The organism is Pseudoalteromonas aurantia (assembly GCF_005886875.1).
GTDB classification, from domain to species: domain Bacteria; phylum Pseudomonadota; class Gammaproteobacteria; order Enterobacterales; family Alteromonadaceae; genus Pseudoalteromonas; species Pseudoalteromonas aurantia_A.
The window spans coordinates 26181-45950 of sequence record NZ_PNBY01000020.1; the positions used below are offsets into that span (position 1 = coordinate 26181).

General features: G+C 42.2%; 18 protein-coding genes. 15 read left to right on the forward strand and 3 right to left on the reverse strand.

Annotated elements, in window-relative coordinates; all coding sequences use genetic code 11:
* Positions 1-8: 8 nt before the first annotated feature.
* Together CWC18_RS04770 and CWC18_RS04775 are read right to left on the reverse strand one after the other, a co-directional pair.
* The gene (locus CWC18_RS04770; protein ID WP_138674821.1) at positions 9-1184 is read right to left on the reverse strand and encodes an isovaleryl-CoA dehydrogenase; all 1176 of its coding nucleotides are present in this window, start codon (positions 1182-1184) and stop codon (positions 9-11) included.
* Positions 1185-1203: 19 nt separating this feature from the next.
* A complete protein-coding gene (locus CWC18_RS04775; protein ID WP_010363179.1) occupies positions 1204-1599 on the reverse strand; it encodes a MerR family transcriptional regulator in 396 nt (131 codons plus the stop codon).
* Positions 1600-1902: 303 nt separating this feature from the next.
* On the opposite strand from CWC18_RS04775, the gene CWC18_RS04780 reads away from it, so the two are divergent.
* The 11 genes from CWC18_RS04780 (at position 1903) to CWC18_RS04830 (ending at position 13255) form a co-directional block, all read left to right on the forward strand.
* Complete coding sequence (locus CWC18_RS04780; protein WP_010363180.1) at positions 1903-3081, forward strand: thiolase family protein; 1179 nt, start codon at positions 1903-1905, stop codon at positions 3079-3081.
* Positions 3082-3185: 104 nt separating this feature from the next.
* Complete coding sequence (locus CWC18_RS04785; RefSeq protein ID WP_138674822.1) at positions 3186-4676, forward strand: CoA-acylating methylmalonate-semialdehyde dehydrogenase; 1491 nt, start codon at positions 3186-3188, stop codon at positions 4674-4676.
* A gap of 146 nt (positions 4677-4822) precedes the next feature.
* Positions 4823-5980 (forward strand): acyl-CoA dehydrogenase family protein, encoded by a 1158-nt coding sequence (locus CWC18_RS04790; protein ID WP_138674823.1) that lies wholly within the window; start codon positions 4823-4825, stop codon positions 5978-5980.
* A 9-nt stretch (positions 5981-5989) separates the two neighbouring features.
* Positions 5990-6766: an enoyl-CoA hydratase gene (locus tag CWC18_RS04795; protein WP_138592138.1), complete on the forward strand. Its 777-nt coding sequence runs from the start codon at positions 5990-5992 to the stop codon at positions 6764-6766.
* Positions 6766-7905: an enoyl-CoA hydratase/isomerase family protein gene (locus tag CWC18_RS04800; protein WP_138674824.1), complete on the forward strand. Its 1140-nt coding sequence runs from the start codon at positions 6766-6768 to the stop codon at positions 7903-7905. Before CWC18_RS04795 ends, CWC18_RS04800 begins: the two co-directional genes overlap by 1 nt.
* A 10-nt stretch (positions 7906-7915) precedes the next feature.
* A complete protein-coding gene (gene mmsB / locus CWC18_RS04805; protein ID WP_138674825.1) occupies positions 7916-8803 on the forward strand; it encodes a 3-hydroxyisobutyrate dehydrogenase in 888 nt (295 codons plus the stop codon).
* Between the two features lie 8 nt (positions 8804-8811).
* Positions 8812-9573, forward strand: coding sequence for an SDR family oxidoreductase (locus CWC18_RS04810; protein ID WP_138674826.1), 762 nt, complete (start codon positions 8812-8814; stop codon positions 9571-9573).
* Positions 9574-9675: 102 nt separating this feature from the next.
* Entirely contained in the window at positions 9676-10137 is a 462-nt protein-coding gene (locus CWC18_RS04815) for a GNAT family N-acetyltransferase (protein WP_138674827.1), read from the forward strand.
* A gap of 420 nt (positions 10138-10557) precedes the next feature.
* Entirely contained in the window at positions 10558-11619 is a 1062-nt protein-coding gene (locus tag CWC18_RS04820) for a flavin reductase family protein (RefSeq protein ID WP_138592142.1), read from the forward strand.
* The gene (locus CWC18_RS04825; RefSeq protein ID WP_138592143.1) at positions 11616-12668 is read left to right on the forward strand and encodes a fatty acid desaturase family protein; all 1053 of its coding nucleotides are present in this window, start codon (positions 11616-11618) and stop codon (positions 12666-12668) included. Before CWC18_RS04820 ends, CWC18_RS04825 begins: the two co-directional genes overlap by 4 nt.
* Positions 12669-12769: 101 nt before the next feature.
* Positions 12770-13255: a hypothetical protein gene (locus CWC18_RS04830; protein ID WP_212747715.1), complete on the forward strand. Its 486-nt coding sequence runs from the start codon at positions 12770-12772 to the stop codon at positions 13253-13255.
* 13 nt (positions 13256-13268) lie between these two features.
* Here CWC18_RS04830 and CWC18_RS04835 read toward each other — a convergent pair whose 3' ends face one another.
* Positions 13269-14165: a TIGR01777 family oxidoreductase gene (locus tag CWC18_RS04835; protein ID WP_138592144.1), complete on the reverse strand. Its 897-nt coding sequence runs from the start codon at positions 14163-14165 to the stop codon at positions 13269-13271.
* Between the two features lie 228 nt (positions 14166-14393).
* Here CWC18_RS04835 and CWC18_RS21235 point away from each other — a divergent pair, with 228 nt between their 5' ends.
* The 4 genes from CWC18_RS21235 (at position 14394) to CWC18_RS04855 (ending at position 19752) form a co-directional block, all read left to right on the forward strand.
* Complete coding sequence (locus CWC18_RS21235) at positions 14394-14630, forward strand: DUF4011 domain-containing protein (protein ID WP_212747716.1); 237 nt, start codon at positions 14394-14396, stop codon at positions 14628-14630.
* A gap of 595 nt (positions 14631-15225) precedes the next feature.
* Positions 15226-16839, forward strand: coding sequence for a type I restriction-modification system subunit M (locus CWC18_RS04845; protein ID WP_138674828.1), 1614 nt, complete (start codon positions 15226-15228; stop codon positions 16837-16839).
* Entirely contained in the window at positions 16829-18307 is a 1479-nt protein-coding gene (locus tag CWC18_RS04850) for a restriction endonuclease subunit S (protein WP_138592158.1), read from the forward strand. Before CWC18_RS04845 ends, CWC18_RS04850 begins: the two co-directional genes overlap by 11 nt.
* A complete protein-coding gene (locus CWC18_RS04855) occupies positions 18304-19752 on the forward strand; it encodes a hypothetical protein (protein WP_138592159.1) in 1449 nt (482 codons plus the stop codon). Before CWC18_RS04850 ends, CWC18_RS04855 begins: the two co-directional genes overlap by 4 nt.
* Positions 19753-19770 lie beyond the last annotated feature (18 nt).

Consider the following 19770-nt stretch of genomic DNA (forward strand, 5'->3'; position numbering starts at 1 on the left):
TTGTGTCCTTAACGGCTTTCAGTAAATAATTCACGACCAATTAGCATGCGGCGTACCTCAGAAGTTCCCGCGCCAATTTCATAGAGTTTTGCATCGCGTAGCAACCGGCCCGTTGCATATTCATTAATATAACCATTGCCACCTAAGATCTGAATGGCATCAAGTGCCATTTTAGTCGCTAGCTCTGCGGCATATAAAATTGCACCCGCCGCATCCTTACGAGTCGTTTCTCCACGGTCACATGCGCGAGCCACAGTGTATACATAGGAACGGGCTGCATTCATTTGCGTATACATATCAGCCACTTTGCCCTGAATTAGTTGGAACTCACCAATTGATTTATTAAATTGTTGGCGTTCATGAATATAAGGCGTGACGATATCCATACACGCTTGCATGATACCTAATGGGCCTGCAGCAAGCACAACGCGCTCATAATCTAGGCCGCTCATAAGTACTTTTACACCCTCATTTAAGCCCCCTAAAATGTTTTCTTCAGGGACTTCGCAATTTTCAAATACTAATTCACAGGTATTTGAGCCACGCATGCCCAGTTTGTCGAGCTTTTGTGCTGTAGAAAACCCTGGGAAATCTTTCTCGACTAAAAATGCGGTAATGCCCTTAGAACCTGCATCCAAATCTGTTTTCGCATAAATCACTAACACGTCAGCATCGGGACCATTGGTTATCCACATCTTATTACCATTGAGGATGTATTTATCACCTTGCTTCTGCGCTTTCAATTTCATAGAGACAACATCAGAACCCGCATTGGGTTCACTCATTGCCAGTGCGCCGATATGCTCGCCACTGATAAGTTTCGGGAGATACTTTTTCTTTTGCGCGTCATCACCATTGCGGTTTATTTGATTCACGCATAGGTTGGAGTGTGCCCCATAACTTAATCCAATAGAAGCACTTGCTCGGCTGATCTCTTCCATGGCGATAACATGCTCAAGATATCCCATGCCAGCACCGCCGAATTCTTCTGGCACTGTGATCCCAAGTAATCCCATTTCGCCAAATTGCGGCCACAATTGATTTGGGAAGCTATTATCTAGGTCAGTTTTTTCAGCGAGAGGGGCAATTTCTGCTGAGGCAAAAGCATTGACATGATCGCGGATCATGTCTGCGGTTTCGCCTAATCCAAAATTCATTTCTTTGTATAAAGATACGGTGCTCATATTAATAATCCTGTGAGAGTTATTCTTCTAAATTTCCTAAGGTATCGCGGCAGCGACGTTCTGCGGTCACTAATTCCATCAATACAACTTTGATATCGTCCATTTGTTGACTTAAATCTGCTTTTTTCTCTTCAATTAAATTCAACATGGTAACTAATTGTTTTGCGCTAGACTTGTCTGCGTCGTATAGCTCGAACAAACGACCTGTTTCGGCAAGCGTAAACCCTAATCGTTTGCCACGGAGGATGAGCTTAAGACGGACTTTGTCACGCTTCGAGTAAATACGTGTTTGGCCATGACGTTCAGGAGAAAGTAATCCTTGATCTTCATAAAAGCGAATACTTCGCGTGGTAATGTCAAATTCCTTAGCTAAATCACTAATAGAAAAAGTAGGTTCGTTGTTGTTATCTTGCATGGTGTTTATACATTTACATCTATACTGATAAAACCAATATAAGTGAAGTTTACGTAAAGGTAAAGCTGAACATTCAAATCATACTTTGGTAGTGGTTGTAAATAGGTAAGCTTAGAGAATTAAATGAAGCTACAGAAAGGAAATTACGTGTTTGGCAAGGATAGTGTGCAGCATAACTTTACAGTTTAAGCGAACGCATGTCGCAAGTTTTTAGATTTACGTTGGCGTAAACGTAAATATTATGTATGCTCGAAATATAAAATTTATTGTTCAAGCGAGAATGCTTGTTAATAGGAGCAAAAAATGAGTAATGATGCTGTTGTCATCGTAGCTGCAAAACGTACCCCTATGGGTGGCTTTATGGGCGCTTTATCTGGCGCAAGTGCCACGGAATTAGGCGCAACTGCCATAAAAAGTGTGATGTCTGAAACCGGATTATCAGATGCCTCAATAGACGAAGTGATCATGGGTTGTGTATTACCTGCTGGGCTTGGGCAAGCACCTGCTCGTCAGGCAATGTTGCATGGTGGTCTAGCGCGTTCAACAGGCGCAACAACAATCAATAAAGTATGTGGCTCTGGCTTAAAAGCGGCGATGCTCGCGCACGATTTAATTAAGGCAGGTAGTATTTCATCTGCTATCGCGGGTGGCATGGAAAGCATGACCAATTCACCGTATTTCATTCCAAAAGCGCGTGGCGGTATGCGTATGGGGCATGGCGAAATTAAAGATCATATGATGTCTGATGGTTTAGAAGATGCGTATGACAATAAAGCCATGGGTTGTTTTGCACAAGATACAGCAGATCAGTATGGCATCACGCGTGAACATATGGATGAGTTTGCATTGGGGTCGTTGAGTAAAGCAAATGCAGCAATTGAGAATGGCAGTTTTGACGCAGAAGTTGCGGCACATACGCTTCGTACTCGAAAAGGTGATGTGGAAGTCAACATTGATGAGCAACCGGGTAACGCGCGTCCGGATAAAATCCCGGGGCTACGTCCAGCATTTAAAAAAGATGGCACGATCACCGCAGCTAATTCGTCTTCAATCTCTGACGGTGCAGCAGCTTTAATTTTAATGAGTGAATCAGAAGCTCAGCGTCAAGGTTTAACACCTTTATGTAAAATCGCAGCACACGCAACCCATTCACAAGCACCGGAAGAGTTTACATTAGCACCCGTTGGCGCGATGAATACGCTACTAGAACGTACGGGCTGGAATAAAGCCGATGTTGATTTATGGGAAATTAACGAAGCGTTTGCCATGGTCACTATGTTAGCGATTAATGAAATGGGGTTAGATACCAATAAAGTTAATGTTAATGGTGGGGCCTGTGCACTTGGACATCCTATTGGTGCAAGTGGTGCGCGTATTTTAGTTACGCTTATTCACGCTCTTCGCAATAGAGGCTTATCAAAAGGTATTGCTTCATTGTGTATTGGTGGTGGTGAAGCGGTCGCACTTGCAGTTGAAGTGTAATGCTGATTTGACACTATTTTAAAAATTCGGGCATCGAATAACTGGTATAACAAATATTACTAACCAGCGATGCCTTATCTATTTACTTTGGGGAGGAGTGCGTCATGCACCAAGTACCTTTATACATCAACGGCGAATTTTCACAATCATCTTCAGACACTTGGATTGACGTAGTTAACCCTGCTAACCAAGAAGTGCTGGCTAAAGTGCCCTGTGCGACTGAAGCAGAAGTTCAAGCTGCTATTACTTCAGCACAAGAAACGTTTAAAACGTGGAAGGAAGTACCCATCTCAGAACGTGCACGAGTAATGATGCGTTATGCTGCACTACTTAAAGAACATCACGACGAAATAGCGACCATTATTTGTCATGAACTTGGCAAAACATTTGAGGATGCCAAAGGGGATGTGTGGCGTGGTATTGAAGTTGTAGAGCAAGCGGCCAATGCGCCGTCCATGATGATGGGTGAGACGGTAGGTAATGTTGCTCGCAATATCGACACGTATTCTTATATGCAGCCTCTGGGGGTATGTGCAGGGATCACACCGTTTAACTTCCCAGCGATGATCCCGTTATGGATGTTCCCTCTTGCTATTGTGTGTGGTAACACCTTTATTTTAAAACCTTCTGAACAAGATCCACTTACCCCTATGCGTTTAGTGGAGTTATTTGAAGAAGCCGGTGCACCTAAAGGGGTACTTCAAGTAGTACACGGCACTAAACCACAAGTAGACCAAATATTAGAAGCGCCAGAAGTTCGTGCAATTTCATTTGTGGGTTCATGTGGTGTAGGCCAATATATTTATTCAAAAGGCACACAAAATTTAAAACGCGTACAAGCGTGTGTTGGTGCTAAAAACCATATGGTGATCATGCCTGACTCGAAAAAAGAGCAGCTCATAAACAATTTAGTTGGTTCATCTGTGGGCGCTGCAGGTCAGCGTTGTATGGGTATATCAGTCGCGGTATTTGTGGGTGATTCTAAAGAGTGGGTTGCTGATTTAAAAGAAGCCTTCACCAAAGTACGTCCTGGTATTTGGAATGATCCAGAGGCAGCCTATGGCCCGCAAACGACCGGTGCCGCCAAAGCGCGTATCTTGTCTTTGATTGACAGTGCCAAGCAGCAAGGAGCAACCTGTTTATTTGATGGCTCTGATTTTACCGTTGAAGGCTATGAAAACGGCAACTGGGTTGGCCCTACATTGTTTACCGATGTCACACCTGAGATGGACCTATACAAAGAAGAAATATTTGGTCCAGTTTTAGCGTGTATGTTTGTTGATACGCTAGAAGAGGCCATAGAACTAATTAACAACAGTCCTTATGGTAACGGCACATCATTATTTACTTCAAGTGGTGCTGCTGCGCGCAAATTCCAACATCATATCGAAGTGGGTCAAGTGGGTATTAACGTACCAATTCCAGTGCCTTTGCCATTTTTCTCTTTCACAGGCTGGAAAGGATCATTTTATGGTGATCAACATACCTACGGTAAGCAAGGTGTGCGCTTTTATACTGAAACGAAAACCATCACGTCTCGTTGGTTTGAAGATGATGCCGTATCAGGCCCAAATATGAGTATTAATCTTAAGTAATACATTGAGTGTCCAGCAAGTAGCCACAAGAGTTACAGACACTAAGTAGTAGCCGAGCGTTATCTCTGCATAACGCTCGCGTATCAATAATTAAAACAATCAAGCCTGCCTGTGTGGGTTTGCATTAGACAACAAAAGAGGTCTTTATGGACTTTAATCTGAACGAAGATCAACAGGCGTTCGCCGATACAGCATACCAATTTGCAATGAGTGAACTTGCGCCCAATGCCGCTTTGTGGGATCGCGAACATATTTTTCCAAAAGAAGTTATCAAAAAAGCCGGTGAACTGGGTTTTTGTGGACTTTATACACCTGAAGAAGCCGGTGGTTTAGGGCTGTCGCGTTTGGACTCCAGCATTATCTTTGAGCAGCTTGCTATGGGATGTACTGCGACAACAGCTATGTTAACGATCCACAATATGGCAACCTGGATGATAGCGAGTTTTGCCAGTGACACAGTAAAAGAAAGCTATATTGACCAATTGGTCATGGGGGAGCTGCTAGCTTCATACTGTTTGACTGAGCCGGGGGCGGGTTCGGATGCTGCATCTCTTAAGACAAAAGCGGTATTAGCAGGAGATGAGTACGTATTAAACGGCTCTAAAATGTTTATCTCAGGCGCAGGTGAAACTGACGTCTTAGTGGTGATGGCGCGCACTGGAGAAGCTGGTCCTAAAGGTATATCGGCATTCTTTGTACCAGCTGATGCCGTGGGTGTGGAGTACGGTAAAGCTGAAGAAAAGATGGGTTGGAATGCACAGCCGACTCGATTAGTGAGCTTTGAAAATGTACGGATCCCCGCAAGTTATTTATTAGGAAAAGAAGGCCAAGGTTTTACATTTGCCATGCAAGGCTTAGATGGTGGGCGTATTAACATTGCGACTTGTTCTATAGGCACAGCGCAACAAGCACTGAACACGGCAAAAGAATATATGCAAGAGCGAGAGCAATTTGGTAAGCCTTTAGCTGCGTTTCAAGCATTACAGTTTAAAATTGCAGACATGAACACAGAGCTGGTTGCAGCACGTCAAATGGTGCGTCTAGCAGCGTTTAAATTGGATACAAATGATGCTGAAAAAACGACTTATTGCGCGATGGCGAAACGTTTTGCGACTGATGTTGGATTTAAAGTCTGTGATGATGCGCTGCAGATCCATGGTGGCTATGGTTATATTAAAGAATATCCGCTAGAGCGTCATGTACGAGATGTTCGCGTACACCAAATTCTTGAAGGTACAAACGAAATCATGCGTGTAATTATTGCACGTCGAATCCTAGCGCAAGGCGCTGCTAACGTATTATAAGGACTTCCCATGACAGCACAACTGAAACTTGAAAAGCAAGGTAGTACAGCCGTAATTACGATGAGCAACCCGCCAGCAAACACGTGGACGCGGGATACGTTAGCGGGTTTGAAAGAGTTGGTGTTAGGGCTTAATGCTGACAAAAACATTTATGCTTTGGTCATTACGGGCGAAGGTGAAAAGTTCTTTTCAGCAGGGGCCGACTTAAATGTGTTTGCCAGCGGAGATAAAGGTGTTGCTGCTGATATGTCGCGTGTTTTTGGTGAAGCGTTTGAAACCTTAAGTGACTTTAGAGGCGTATCTATTGCTGCGATAAATGGATTTGCTATGGGTGGCGGATTAGAAGTTGCGCTAGCATGTGACATTCGTATTGCCGAAACGCAGGCACAAATGGCATTACCTGAAGCCAAAGTTGGCTTATTACCCTGTGCTGGAGGGACGCAGAATTTAGCGTGGTTAGTCGGCGAAGGCTGGGCTAAACGTATGATTTTATGCGGTGAACGTCTTAAAGCAGACAAGGCGCGTGAGATAGGGTTAGTCGAAGAAGTTGTAGATACAGGGACATCTTTAGAGGCGGCGATTGCATTGGCGACTAAGGTCGCTGATCAAAGCCCAGTTGCGGTCACTGCGTGTAAAGCACTTATTCAGAAAGGCCGCACAGGCACGATTAATAGTGCATTGCCTTTAGAGCGTGAGTTATTTGTTACTTTGTTTGATACACAAGACCAAAAAGAAGGCGTTAATGCCTTTTTAGAAAAACGCAAAGCAAATTGGGTGAATGGTTAATGGCGAAGTTACAACTATTAAATCAAGCTGATGCGCCTGTGGTGTTTGAGCTAGCGCATTGTGATAATGGCATGCAAATTGCGTTTGCGACACTAAATGTACCTAAAGCTCTCAATGCGCTGAATTTAGATATGATCAGATTGCTTGCCCCCCAATTAGATGCATGGGCACAAGACGAGCAAGTGGCAGTGGTTGTTATTAAAGGCGAGGGTGAAAAAGCCTTTTGTGCCGGAGGTGATGTAGTGAGCCTCTATAATGCCATGGCCGCCAATGACGGCAATAACTATATAGAAACGTTTTTTAGTGAAGAGTACCGCCTAGATTATCAAATACATACTTATGAGAAACCTATTTTACTATGGGGTAACGGCATTATTATGGGGGGCGGATTAGGGCTCATGGCAGGTGCCAGTCATCGAGTTGTCACAGAAACCGCACGTATTGCAATGCCTGAAATCACCATTGGCTTATATCCAGATGTGGGTGGTAGTTACTTTTTGAATAAGATGCCGCAAGGTGTGGGGTTATTTTTAGGGTTAACAGGTGCCTCGATGAATGCCGCTGATGCACTGTTTGTGGGGTTAGCAGATCATTTTGTGGATGCTGAAAAGTATGGTGAGTTAATTGCTGGTTTACTCGGTGTGGAGTGGGGTAAAACGATGAGTTCAAACCATAATATGCTCAGCGATATGCTCACTGAACTCAATACTGCCTCTATTGAACCGCCAAAAAGTGAGATTCAGGCTAATATTAACCACATCACCGGCGTGAATTATTGTCATGATCTCCAAGCTCAGGTTGACTATATTCTATCAATTCCTAGTGATGGCAATAAATGGTTAAGCAGGGCGCAAAAATCATTGCGACAGGGTTCCCCATTGAGTGCTGTATTGGTGAATGAGCAACTTAAACTTGGCAAAGGGCGCTCTTTAAAAGCGTGCTTTATGTTTGAGTTAGGTATGTCAGTGCAAGCAGGTAAAGCAGGTGAGTTTCAAGAAGGTGTACGTGCACTATTGATTGATAAAGACGGATCGCCAGATTGGCAGTTTAAATCAGTGGGTGACGTACCTGGTGACACGATATCAACCTTTACTGCATCGCGTTGGAATGATGATGCACACCCATTAGCAAATATGTAAGGAACAAAAAATGGCAAAAATCGGATTTATTGGCTTAGGCAATATGGGTGGCCCAATGGCCTGCAACTTGGTTAAAGCCGGACACTCAGTGACCGTATTTGACCTAAGTGCTGATGCAATGGCGCACTTAGCAACACAAGGAGCACAGACCGCAAGCGATGTAACACAGGTATGTGAAGGAGCTGATTATGTGATCAGCATGCTGCCTGCGGGTAAACATGTGCGTGCTATTTATTGTGGTGAAAATGGCTTAATTAACCATCTAGATACGACGACATTGGTGATCGATTGCTCTACTATTGATGCAGAGTCTGCACAGTTTGTGGGTAAAACCTTAGGTGATGCGGGTGTTAAATTTGTAGACGCACCAGTATCTGGCGGTGTTGCGGGCGCTGCTGCTGGTACATTGACGTTTATTGTGGGTGGTAGTCAAAGTGATTTTGACAGCGCGAATAGCGTGCTACCTGATATGGGGAAAAATATTTTTCATGCGGGTGATATTGGCGCAGGACAAGTGGCTAAGATCTGTAACAATATGCTGTTAAGTATATTAATGGCAGGAACCAGCGAAGCGTTACAAATGGGCATTGACCATGGCTTAGATCCAAAAGTACTCAGCGAAATCATGCTCAACAGTTCTGGCCGCAACTGGACATTAGAATTGTATAATCCATGCCCAGATGTACTAGAAAATGCCCCAAGCTCAAATGATTACAAGCCGGGCTTTATGGTTGACTTAATGGCTAAAGACTTAGGCTTAGCACAGCAAGCGGCACAACAAACAAATTCGGCAACGCCGATGGGTGCACTCGCGAAAAACTTGTATAACTTGATGCAAAATCAAGGCAAAGGCTCGGAAGACTTTAGCGCGATTTTTAAACTTTTTAGTGAAAAATAAGATTCATTATGGATATTAAAGATAAAACAGTGGTGATCACTGGTGGAGCGCAAGGCTTAGGTTTTGCCATGGCAACACAAATGGCGGAGTTAGGTGCAAACCTTGCGTTGATTGATATGCAAGAAGATGTGTTAGCGACTGCGGTTTCTGAGTTAACTCGATTTGGTACAACCGTTAAAACCTACGTGGCTAACGTGAGTGTTGAAGCAGATGTTGAAGGCGTATTTAACGACATTATGAATGATTTTGGTAATATTGCGGTGTTGATCAATAACGCGGGTATTTTACGCGATGGCTTATTACTCAAAGCCAAAGAAGGCAAAATCATAGATAAAATGTCATTGTCACAATTTCAGTCTGTGATTGATGTAAACCTGACAGGCGTTTTCTTGTGTGGCCGTGAAGCCGCAGTGAAAATGGTTGAAGGTGAGCAAGGTGGCGTGATCATTAATATGTCGAGTGTGGCACGCGCGGGTAATATGGGTCAAACCAATTATTCAGCAGCGAAAAGCGGAGTCGCGGCTTTAACCACAACATGGGCCAAAGAGCTAGGCCGGTTTGGTATTCGCGTGGGCGCGATTGCGCCAGGTGTGATCCGCACGCAGATGACAGATGCGATGAAGCCAGAAGCCAAAGAGCGCTTAGTTAAAATGAAGCCCGTAGGACGACTTGGTGAAGCGCAAGAGATTGCCCATACCGCTAGATACATTATTGAAAACGACTTTTTTACCGGTCGAGTGGTAGAAATCGATGGTGGTATTCGTTTGTAAGCCTAGTACAGTGTACTGACGCACAACGTTGATGAAAAAGCATGGCTTGCGCTGTGCTTTTTTGTTTTGAAATGAAAAAAAGTAAAGGTAATTTTAGAGATCATGATCAGATGTTTAGATAACACCGAGCATACGGTTGCAATGCAAATATATGATATTTTTCAGGCATCGTATAAAATTGAAGCTGCATTGATTGGTATTGCGTGTTTTCCTCCTCTTGCTCGCACTATAGACGATATTTGCGCAGCGCAAACTCAATTTTACGGTTATTTTGAAGCACAAGAATTGGCTGCGGTAGTTGAGATTTCGATACAAGACACGGTACTTATTATTGACAGCTTAACAGTATCACCGAGCTTTTTTCGAAGGGGCATCGCTCGCAAGCTATTGTGTTTTATTATGGAGGAATATCCTTTTTCACGCGCGCTTGTAGAGACCGCTGCGGTGAACGCTCCTGCTATTGCGCTTTATCAAAAACAGGGATTTGTTGCAGTTAAAAAATGGACGCCTGATCATGGCATTGAAAAAGTTGCTATGTCGATAACGAACACGGAGCAATCATAAATTAGCCAGTAATAAATAACCTTGCGGACTTCGCAATGATTTTAGTTGCTTCATATTTTATTCTCATTTGGCTTGCAAGTTACAATTTTGTCACGGTTTGTACTTTTTATAGCGCAGGGTGATCTTATTTTCTTTTGGTGATAATTAAATTTTATTTGAGTGTATTTTTGACACCTTGCGGGGTTGTTTAAAAGTGAGGCAGTATCATTCTTTTTGTTCGCATTCTATCACTTGGCGTTCTGCCTATCAGCTATAAAGCCAAATAATGGGTTTCGTCCCATTACTTATCTAGTGAATGAATAGACTAAAAGTGTAATTTACTTGGTGACATTTACCTATTTACTCTATTTTTCTTGAAATTATATATTTTCAGCGTACACTTGTGCGCTCAGATTTTCAGCTAACAGGTGTACGCTCAAAATGCGTGTTGCACGAATCATTTTTGATAAATTCACACAGCTCTTTTTACATCACCAGAGTTTTTTTGGCTATGTTGAGCCTGTTGTTCAGTATTTTTTACCCGCATGGAGGGATGGTTCATACCGTGCAAAAGTACAAATGGTCGTTAAACCATCCCCGTCATATCTCGAAATTACATTAAAACCCGAGAAAAGTTGGCCAAGGCACCGCGCAGGGCAGCACATTAATTTAACCATAGAGGGTGATGGGCGATTATTAACCCGGACATTTACGGTTGCATCTAGTAGCGATGAACATAACTCAACGGGTTTAATAAAGTTATTGATCAAGGTAGATGAAAATGGTCGTTTTACAGGTCAGCTATATGATGTTTTACGAACACAAACGTGGTGCAATATTTCAGCGCCCTATGGTGAGTTTAGGCTTAATACATTAAAAAAGCCGTTGCTTATGGTGGCGGGTGGTTCTGGTATTACGCCTTTTATCGCCTTATTGAGTCAACATTTACCACAGATCAAAGAACCTGTTCGTTTGGTGTACTTTGCTAAAGAGCATGAGCATCAATGTATTAAGCAGCTTAATGCGCTTCAGATGAAATATGAACACTTTAGTGTCACGCTGTGTGTAAGACAAAACAGTCAACCAGTTGATGTTTATGTGTCTGAAAATAGGCTATCGGATGTGTATTGTTGCGGCCCGTTTAATATGATGCAACAAGTGCAAAATGCATGTGAAGCGTTTGGCATGCCGTACTATCAAGAAACATTCGGTGTTAGAAAGCAGCGGTTGCACGCAACGGGCACGGACGCGAAAAGTTTTACTCTCAAACTCACGCAATCATCGACACACATTAAGAGCGAAGGCACGTTACTTGAGCAACTGGAGGTGCAAAACTTACCCGTGATACGGGGATGTGGCATTGGGGTATGTCACCAATGCCAATGTGTTAAAAATGCGGGAGTTGTGAGAGATATTCGTACTGGGCAACTGTCTGACAGTGGTCAGCAGCTGATCCAGTTGTGTGTGTCTGAACCCGTCTCTGATTTGGATTTAACGATATGAATAAGATAAATTTTACTTTATTAGCACAAGAGCTTGATGACATAAAACAGCAAACGTTAAGCAAAGTAGGCCAAGCAGATGCAGATCATATTCGCCGAATTATTCGCATACAAAGGTATTGTGAATGGTCTGGGCGGGTATTACTCATGATGGGGTTTTTACTTCCGGCATTATGGCTTATAGGTGTTTTATTATTAGCGATTGCGAAAATTCTAGATAATATGGAAATTGGTCATAATGTTATGCACGGTCAGTATGACTGGATGAACGATAAACATATTAACTCTCGCGTGTATGAATGGGATATTGCTTGTGATGGACAAAGTTGGCATCGAGTGCATAATTACGAACACCATACGTATACCAATATTCTTGGTAAAGACAGAGATTTTGGCTATGGCTTGCTGCGATTATCGAATGACTTTAAATGGCGACTTAAAAATAGCTGGCAACTGTTAACATACATCAATTTGAGCATGTTATTTCAATGGGGCGTGTCTTATCATGAAATGGCTGCTGAACGCGTCTTTTTAGGAAAGCAAAAACAAGGCCGTGATCCTCGAGTGTCGCACCGAATGTTAAAGCAACGCTTTTTTAGTAAAGGCACACGGCAATTACTGAAAGATTATGTTGTTTTTCCTGTACTTGCTGGTCCGCTATTTTTGTGGGTATTCAGTGGTAACTTACTCGCTAATCTTATTCGTAATTTATGGACCTCGACCATCATATTCTGTGGCCATTTTACAGAACAAACGCACACGTTTGAGCAGCGTGATTGTGAGAATGAAAGTCAAGGGCAGTGGTATTATCGTCAAGTATTAGGGTCATCGAATATTCAAGGAAGTAATACATTCCATATTTTAACGGGTCACTTAAGTTATCAAATTGAGCATCACTTATTCCCTGATTTACCGGCATCACGTTACCAAGAAATTGCACCCAAGGTACAAGCCGTGCTTTCTCAGCATGGTATTACGTACAATACGGGTGGTTTTTTTAAGCAGTATCGCTCTGTGTTAAAACGTATTTTGCGTTACTCATTTCCTTAAAATAGTCACAGTATGCAGGCTCATTGGGCTGCATACTGTGTCTTATATGCGAACTTTAGGCCCGTTGACCACACGGCTCAATCACCTTTGCTGTGAGGACCATGAACACTGTATCAGCAGATATTCCTGTGCAATATTTAACAAGCAATAAGACGATGTCAGTCAATTGTATTGATGATGAAGGGGTTGATGATTACGTATTAATTACCATGTTTGGTGCCCCTTGGGTTGATTATGGAATTGATGATTTGCCTAATGGAGAACGCGTACACCCGCCATATTCATATGGCTATCATAGTGCATACACTGTAACGAGTCGTTTGACAGTGAATAACCAAGCTTATTATGCTACTTTATTTAACCGTGATGTTGAATTGGGTTTATTCTCTTGGAAAGGCGCAAAACGGCCTTTCCACTCAGATGTATTTACAATAAACAAAGCCGTGGTGAACGAGACGCGTCAACCTGTTCTTTACCACACTTTTCTGTGTGAAGATGCGGCAGGTAAAACGTTGGCAGTTGAGGTATTCAGCCTAACGAATCCAGAAAGCATCTACCTACTTGAAGATCAGCTTATCATTAAATAAGACCTGCTTCTTATCAGATCAGTATATCACTCAGTGCACTGTGTAATTCCTTATACTTAAATTGAAAGTTGTCTTTAGTTAACCTCTCGGGCACAACCGCTTGGCCATAAATGAGTAAATCAGCCATTTCACCAAAAAGAAGCCGCAACATGATGTTGGGCATAGGAATTATTGAGGGTCTTTTCAGTACAGTTGATAATGTTTTGGTAAATTCTATGTTGCTAACAGGGTGGGGCGCTGTGGCGTTAAATTTTCCTGTGAGTGCCGTATTTTCCATCAAGTGCACAATAATGTTCACCATGTCATCTATGTGGATCCAAGACATCATTTGTTCGCCACTTGATACTTTGCCACCCAGACCCATTTTAAACGGAGGAACCATTTTAGCCAAGGCGCCGCCCTGTGCGCTAAGTACAACGCCCGTGCGCACGATGCATACTCGAGTATTGTACTGCTGGGCACTAAGTGCAAGGTTTTCCCATTGCTCACATAACTCATTGCTAAATTCTGTTGTACAGTCGGTAAACGTCTCATTGATTTTTATATGACTTGATTGACGTCCATAAAATCCAATGGCACTGCCTGAAATAAGTGTATGCGGCGGACTATTTGCGAGTTTAATTTTCTCGATCAGTTGCTGGGTGATAGTTAGCCGACTCGTTAAGATTTTTTCTTTTTGTTGATCTGACCAGCGCTTGTCGGCGATGGGCTCGCCTGCAAGATTAATAATGACATCGAGCGCGTTAAAATCGGCGTCGTTTACTGTGTTTATGCATGTAACGGTGTCTGGTAAGATTGATTTTGCGCGGTCTATATTGCGTGTTAACGCTATAAGTTCATGCTCTTGATACAGCACTTGGCATAATTGACGACCAATCAGCCCTGTTGCACCTGTGATCAATACTTTCATGTGGTTTACCTTCCTTACTGCATTAATATCAACATAATGAATACGCACACCAAACAATATAGATCATCTTTAGCGTCTAGTGGCTATGACTTTATCAGGGAATGCATTAGAATCAGCAAAAAAATTGTTAAGGAAATCTAGTGTCGTCATTATCGGGTTTAAACTGTCGTGACATAGTTATTTTAGCCGCCTTTATTTAAAAACAATGAAAAAGGAGTACCTCAAGAGATGGATAATTCAACTCATACGCAGTTAAATGAGCACTTTGCCTTTGATTCTTTGCAGTCGATTCGAAATCGCTTATTAGACCTAACTGGCAGAAACCGACTGTTAAACTTTAAACATGGCAGATCTGGTTTTATCCGAGTGATAGATGAAATGCCAGATCAATTAGCTGAAAACAGACTTGAAAGTTATTATGCAGGGAAAAGATTTAGCTATCGAAGGGCCATCATGCTCTGGTAAATCGCACACTATAACTAATTTAATGACAGCGGCTCTCCTCAAGGTAAAAAAATACTTTGTGTTGCTGACAAAATGGCTGCACTTTAAGTCGTAAAATCTCGATTAGCTAGAGTAGGGCTTAGGTGATTTTTGTCTGGCATTATCTAGCCATAAAACATAGAAAAACAAGTTTATAAAAATATAGCTAAGCGAATAAACAGCTAAGATGATTATTGCTATCCATCATCAATTCATATTCGAATGTATGAAGAGAAAAAAGAGGCATTAACTCAATATGCTAATTGTGATCAACAGCACATTACAAATACAGAGAGAGCAATTTATCAAATCTTTTCAATAGCAACACGCTATCGTAAAGAGTTCGTTAATATTTCGCTAGAAGATATTACCCCTGATCATATTTGCGCTCAGCAACATCCACAGCACATGGCAAATATCTTGAGCAAGTGCTGACTATTATTGCTGAAGATGAACAAGATAATAGCGTGTAGGTAAAGTTTTACTTACATAACTACATGAGTTAAAAGTAAATTCAATGTACCATACTACTAAATGATACAGATCACTGTTTAAAAAAAGAATTAAGGTAAAGTGAATGGCAACCGCTAAAAGCAAAAAGAGCAACACCGCAAACCCCAATTTTGAAGAAACCCTCTGGGATACCGCAAATAAACTGCGTGGCAGTGTTGAGTCGTCTGAATATAAGCATGTGGTATTAAGTCTTATCTTCTTAAAATTTATCAGTGATAAGTTTGAAGACAAACGCCAAGCCTTAATTGATGGTGGTATGCAGGATTTTGTTGAGCAAGTGGAATTTTACATGCAAGACAACGTGTTTTACTTACCAGAGGAAGCCCGTTGGTCGTTTATTAAAAAGAACATGAAGCAAGACGACATTGCTGTAAAAATTGATACCGCATTACACACCGTTGAAAAGAACAACCCATCATTAAAAGGCGCATTGCCAGAAAACTACTTTAGCCGCTTAGGGCTTGTTACCAGTAAGCTTGCGTCACTTATCGATACCATTAATAACATCGACACTGCGGCTTCTGAGTGTGAAATGACTGAAGAAGATTTAGTGGGTCGCGTTTACGAATACTTTTTAGGTAAGTTTGCCTCTAGTGAGGGCAAAGGTGGTGGTGAATTCTATACGCCAAAATCAGTCGTTGCGTTAATTGCTGAAATGATTGAACCGTTCAAAGGTAAAATTTACGACCCATGTTGTGGTTCTGGCGGTATGTTTGTGCAATCGCTTAAGTTTATCGACAGCCACAAAGGCAATCGTAAAGATATTTCAATTTATGGACAGGAATACACGAATACCACCTACAAACTCGCCAAAATGAACTTAGCGGTGCGGGGTATTTCCGGCAACTTAGGTGAAGTTGCCGGTGATAGTTTTTTTAAAGATCAACACCCAGACTTAAAAGCCGACTTTATTATGGCAAATCCGCCGTTTAACCAAAAACAATGGCGTTCTGATAGCGAATTAGTTGACGATGGCCGTTGGGCGGGTTTTGACGTACCCCCAACAGGCAATGCGAACTATGCGTGGATCATGCACATGATCTCAAAGCTTAGTGAAAACGGCACCGCAGGGTTTGTATTGGCCAATGGCGCAATGTCAACCAATACAAATACCGAAGGTGCGATTCGCCAAAAAATCATCGAGCAAGACTTAGTGGATTGTATGATTGCACTGCCGGGGCAATTGTTCTACACCACACAAATCCCGGTATGTTTATGGTTTATCACCAAGAATAAAAAAGCAAGTACTGAGGGAGATTCACTAGGTAACAGGCGCAACCGCCAAGGTGAAACGCTATTTATTGATGCCCGTGAAATGGGCTCAATGATCAGCCGTACCAATAAAGAATTAACCACGGATGATATTGCTGATATTGCTCGCACTTACCATGCTTGGCGCAACACCCCCGGTCATTCCGCACTTGATGCGGGATCTCTTGAACCGTATGAAGATGTTGCTGGTTATTGCAAGTCAGCTTCGCTTGAAGATATTAAAGCGAATGACTTTGTATTAACACCGGGCCGTTATGTGGGCGCTGCTGACATTGAAGATGACGGCATCCCGTTTGAAGTTAAAATGAAGGAGCTAAGCCAAACCCTTTATAGCCAGATGGAGCAGGCAGAAGAACTAGATAAAGCGATCCGCCAAAACTTGGAGGTGTTGGGTTATGGCGAGTAATTGGAAAAAAGTAGGGTTAAATGATTTAGGCGAGGTAGCCAGAGGAAAGTCTAAGCATCGTCCTAGGTATGCTGAGCACTTATATGGAGGAAAATATCCTTTCATACAAACTGGGGATATTAAAGCTTCTGGTGGGCTAGTATCTACACATTCGCAAACCTACAGTGAAGCAGGATTAGCGCAAAGTCGTTTGTGGCCAACCAATACAATGTGTATCACTATTGCTGCAAACATTGCTGAAACTGGAATTTTGACATACCCAGCATGTTTTCCTGATAGCGTAATTGGCTTTATAGCGGATGAAAGTTTGTGTGATGTCCGCTTTATTGAATATCGTTTTCGATATTTAAAAGCTCAATTACAAAGAGAAGCCATAGGCTCTGTTCAAGATAACATTAACCTCGCTACTTTCGAACGGTTAAAGTTTTCAATACCTGAATTAGAAGAACAAAAACGCATCGCTGACGTTCTCTACAGCCTTGATAATAAAATACAGTTAAACCGCCAAACCAACCAAACTCTAGAAAAAATGGCGCAAGCGTTATTTAAAAGCTGGTTTGTCGATTTTGATCCCGTTTTCGACAACGCCCTTGCTAGCGGTATGGCAGTTAACGACTTCCCAGAAGCCTTACAGAAAAAAGCACTTTTGAGGCAACAGCAACGCCAACAAGCGCCATCAGCGAGTAAAGTGCAACAACAAAGTGCTAATGGAGAGCCCTCAGCCGATAAAAAAGACGAAGCTAAACCACTACCCGAAGATATCCGTCAACTCTTCCCAAGTGAATTTGAACAGACGGATGAACCATCAATCGGCATCAACGGCTGGATACCTAAGGGTTGGGTTTTATCAAATACTGGCGATGAGTTTGAGATCAAAGGTGGTTCAACACCTAGTACGAAAAACTCAGATTTTTGGGAGGGTGGTGAAATACACTGGACATCACCAAAAGATCTATCAGGTAATGACTCAAAAATATTATTAGATACAAACCGTAAGATTACTGAAGCAGGCTTAGCAAAAATAACTTCAGGTTTGCTGCCTGTAGATACAGTATTAATGTCTTCAAGAGCACCTGTTGGCTATTTAGCCTTCGCTAAAGTTCCCGTTGCAATTAACCAAGGTTACATTGCTTTACAGTGCAAGAAAACATTATCTCCTGAATACACTATGCAATTTTTAGATTCTGTGATGGATGAAATTAAAGGTATTTCAGGCGGCACTACTTTTGCCGAGATAAGTAAAAAAACGTTTAGAAGTATTAAGCTAATTGTCCCTTCAAAATCCATTGTTGATGCGTATAGCTGTATTGCAAAAGCTCAATACGATAAAGTCACGGAAAATATCAAGCACTCAAATACTCTAACTGATACACGAGATTATTTACTACCAAAACTAATCTCTGGCGAATTAACCTTGCCTGCTGACAACAGTAAATGCACGGCCGCGACAGAAGCATACCCATCATGAAAACCTATGACGACGAACAGCACCCCATTATGAGCCAGCTAAAAACCTGGTTTAAACAAAAATCGGTAGGTGAACTCAGCGAGATTATTCTCAATTATATCGGCGAGTCTGCCGAAGAGCAAAGCCGTTGGCAGCTTGCCATGTTAAACGATCAAGTTGGGTTAAGCGCTGCGGATATAAAAAAGATGATCACCAAAGCCTTGCCAAAAAAGCAGGTTTGGAGCTACAGCGAGGCAAGCGCCTATTTTCGGCATAGTGATGACATGTTTGCAGACATTTTTATTGCCATCGATAGCTTGCCCGTTGATAAACAATGGCAACTGGTGTTACATGCGCTGGTTCGGCTCAATACCGTATTAGAGCAAGTCGATGACTCAGGCGGTTACCGCTTTGATTTAGAAGGCGAATTAAATCAACGATTAAGTACCTTGTTTAACCAGCAAGCTTGGTCTGACGATGAAAAGGCACAATGGATTTTTGACCATTATAAAGACTATAAATACGATGTGTTTCCGAGCGTACCCGAGGACTTTAACTTAACCGATCCGGTAAAACAGATTTTTGTTGGCTTATGTGAAACAGCTGCACAACAACGTCAGCAACAAGGCGTTGATTTAAGCAACTGGCAACAAAAATCTAAATTCGCCCGCTTAATTGAACCCCTCATAGCACAAGCGCAACAAAATAATGATTGGCAGCAACAATGCACATTGATGGCAATGACCGCTTACGATGAAAGAGATTTTATTAGCATCAGCCAGCTTTGTTTAGATAATAAAGGTGTTGATCAAGGTGAACTCTTAGATGCGGAATATTGGTTACAAAAAGCCTATCACGCGGCAAAAAATGACCGGGAAAAAATCAGTTGTCAACAATTTGAAGTTGAGTTGCGCCTTGCTTTAAATGACTATGGCCAAGCGTGGCAGTTGGCGTGGCAACTATTTAACCAACGCCCTAGTTTTTCAGGTTACAAAGGGTTAATGGCACTGGAGAAAAAAACAGGGGTAATTGATACAACATTTAAACAGAAAGCCGAGCATATTTTTACCCACTGTTACACTGAAAATAGCTATGGAGGCATAGCCCGAGAGGCTGATGCGTTATTAAGCTTTTATATGTATCACCAAGAGTTAACCAATGCCCGTTTATGGGTAAAGTCACATAAAGCAGAGTTTACAAAATTGCTTACATTAGCGGATTTAATTGTTGCAGAACACCCACAAGAAGCCATCGATTTATATGCGCGTGTTGTACTACCAACAATAAGCCAAGGTAACAATCAAGCATATCAACACGCCACCGATTTACTGCTGACGCTAGAGAAAAACCTCCAAGGTGATCATATTGAGCAACTACACCGGATGATCCGTCACGTTATCAAACAACACAAAGCAAAACGTAATATGATGAAGCTTTTAAAGGCACATTATTCAGTATGCTTTTAGAGTCAGTGGTCAATCAAA

Coding starts and splice junctions, on each gene's coding strand:
- CWC18_RS04770 (WP_138674821.1), bottom strand. CDS start 1,184: ATGAGCACCGTATCTTTATACAAAGAAATGAATTTTGGATTAGGCGAA.
- CWC18_RS04775 (WP_010363179.1), bottom strand. CDS start 1,599: ATGCAAGATAACAACAACGAACCTACTTTTTCTATTAGTGATTTAGCT.
- CWC18_RS04780 (WP_010363180.1), top strand. CDS start 1,903: ATGAGTAATGATGCTGTTGTCATCGTAGCTGCAAAACGTACCCCTATG.
- CWC18_RS04785 (WP_138674822.1), top strand. CDS start 3,186: ATGCACCAAGTACCTTTATACATCAACGGCGAATTTTCACAATCATCT.
- CWC18_RS04790 (WP_138674823.1), top strand. CDS start 4,823: ATGGACTTTAATCTGAACGAAGATCAACAGGCGTTCGCCGATACAGCA.
- CWC18_RS04795 (WP_138592138.1), top strand. CDS start 5,990: ATGACAGCACAACTGAAACTTGAAAAGCAAGGTAGTACAGCCGTAATT.
- CWC18_RS04800 (WP_138674824.1), top strand. CDS start 6,766: ATGGCGAAGTTACAACTATTAAATCAAGCTGATGCGCCTGTGGTGTTT.
- mmsB (WP_138674825.1), top strand. CDS start 7,916: ATGGCAAAAATCGGATTTATTGGCTTAGGCAATATGGGTGGCCCAATG.
- CWC18_RS04810 (WP_138674826.1), top strand. CDS start 8,812: ATGGATATTAAAGATAAAACAGTGGTGATCACTGGTGGAGCGCAAGGC.
- CWC18_RS04815 (WP_138674827.1), top strand. CDS start 9,676: ATGATCAGATGTTTAGATAACACCGAGCATACGGTTGCAATGCAAATA.
- CWC18_RS04820 (WP_138592142.1), top strand. CDS start 10,558: ATGCGTGTTGCACGAATCATTTTTGATAAATTCACACAGCTCTTTTTA.
- CWC18_RS04825 (WP_138592143.1), top strand. CDS start 11,616: ATGAATAAGATAAATTTTACTTTATTAGCACAAGAGCTTGATGACATA.
- CWC18_RS04830 (WP_212747715.1), top strand. CDS start 12,770: ATGAACACTGTATCAGCAGATATTCCTGTGCAATATTTAACAAGCAAT.
- CWC18_RS04835 (WP_138592144.1), bottom strand. CDS start 14,165: ATGAAAGTATTGATCACAGGTGCAACAGGGCTGATTGGTCGTCAATTA.
- CWC18_RS21235 (WP_212747716.1), top strand. CDS start 14,394: ATGGATAATTCAACTCATACGCAGTTAAATGAGCACTTTGCCTTTGAT.
- CWC18_RS04845 (WP_138674828.1), top strand. CDS start 15,226: ATGGCAACCGCTAAAAGCAAAAAGAGCAACACCGCAAACCCCAATTTT.
- CWC18_RS04850 (WP_138592158.1), top strand. CDS start 16,829: ATGGCGAGTAATTGGAAAAAAGTAGGGTTAAATGATTTAGGCGAGGTA.
- CWC18_RS04855 (WP_138592159.1), top strand. CDS start 18,304: ATGAAAACCTATGACGACGAACAGCACCCCATTATGAGCCAGCTAAAA.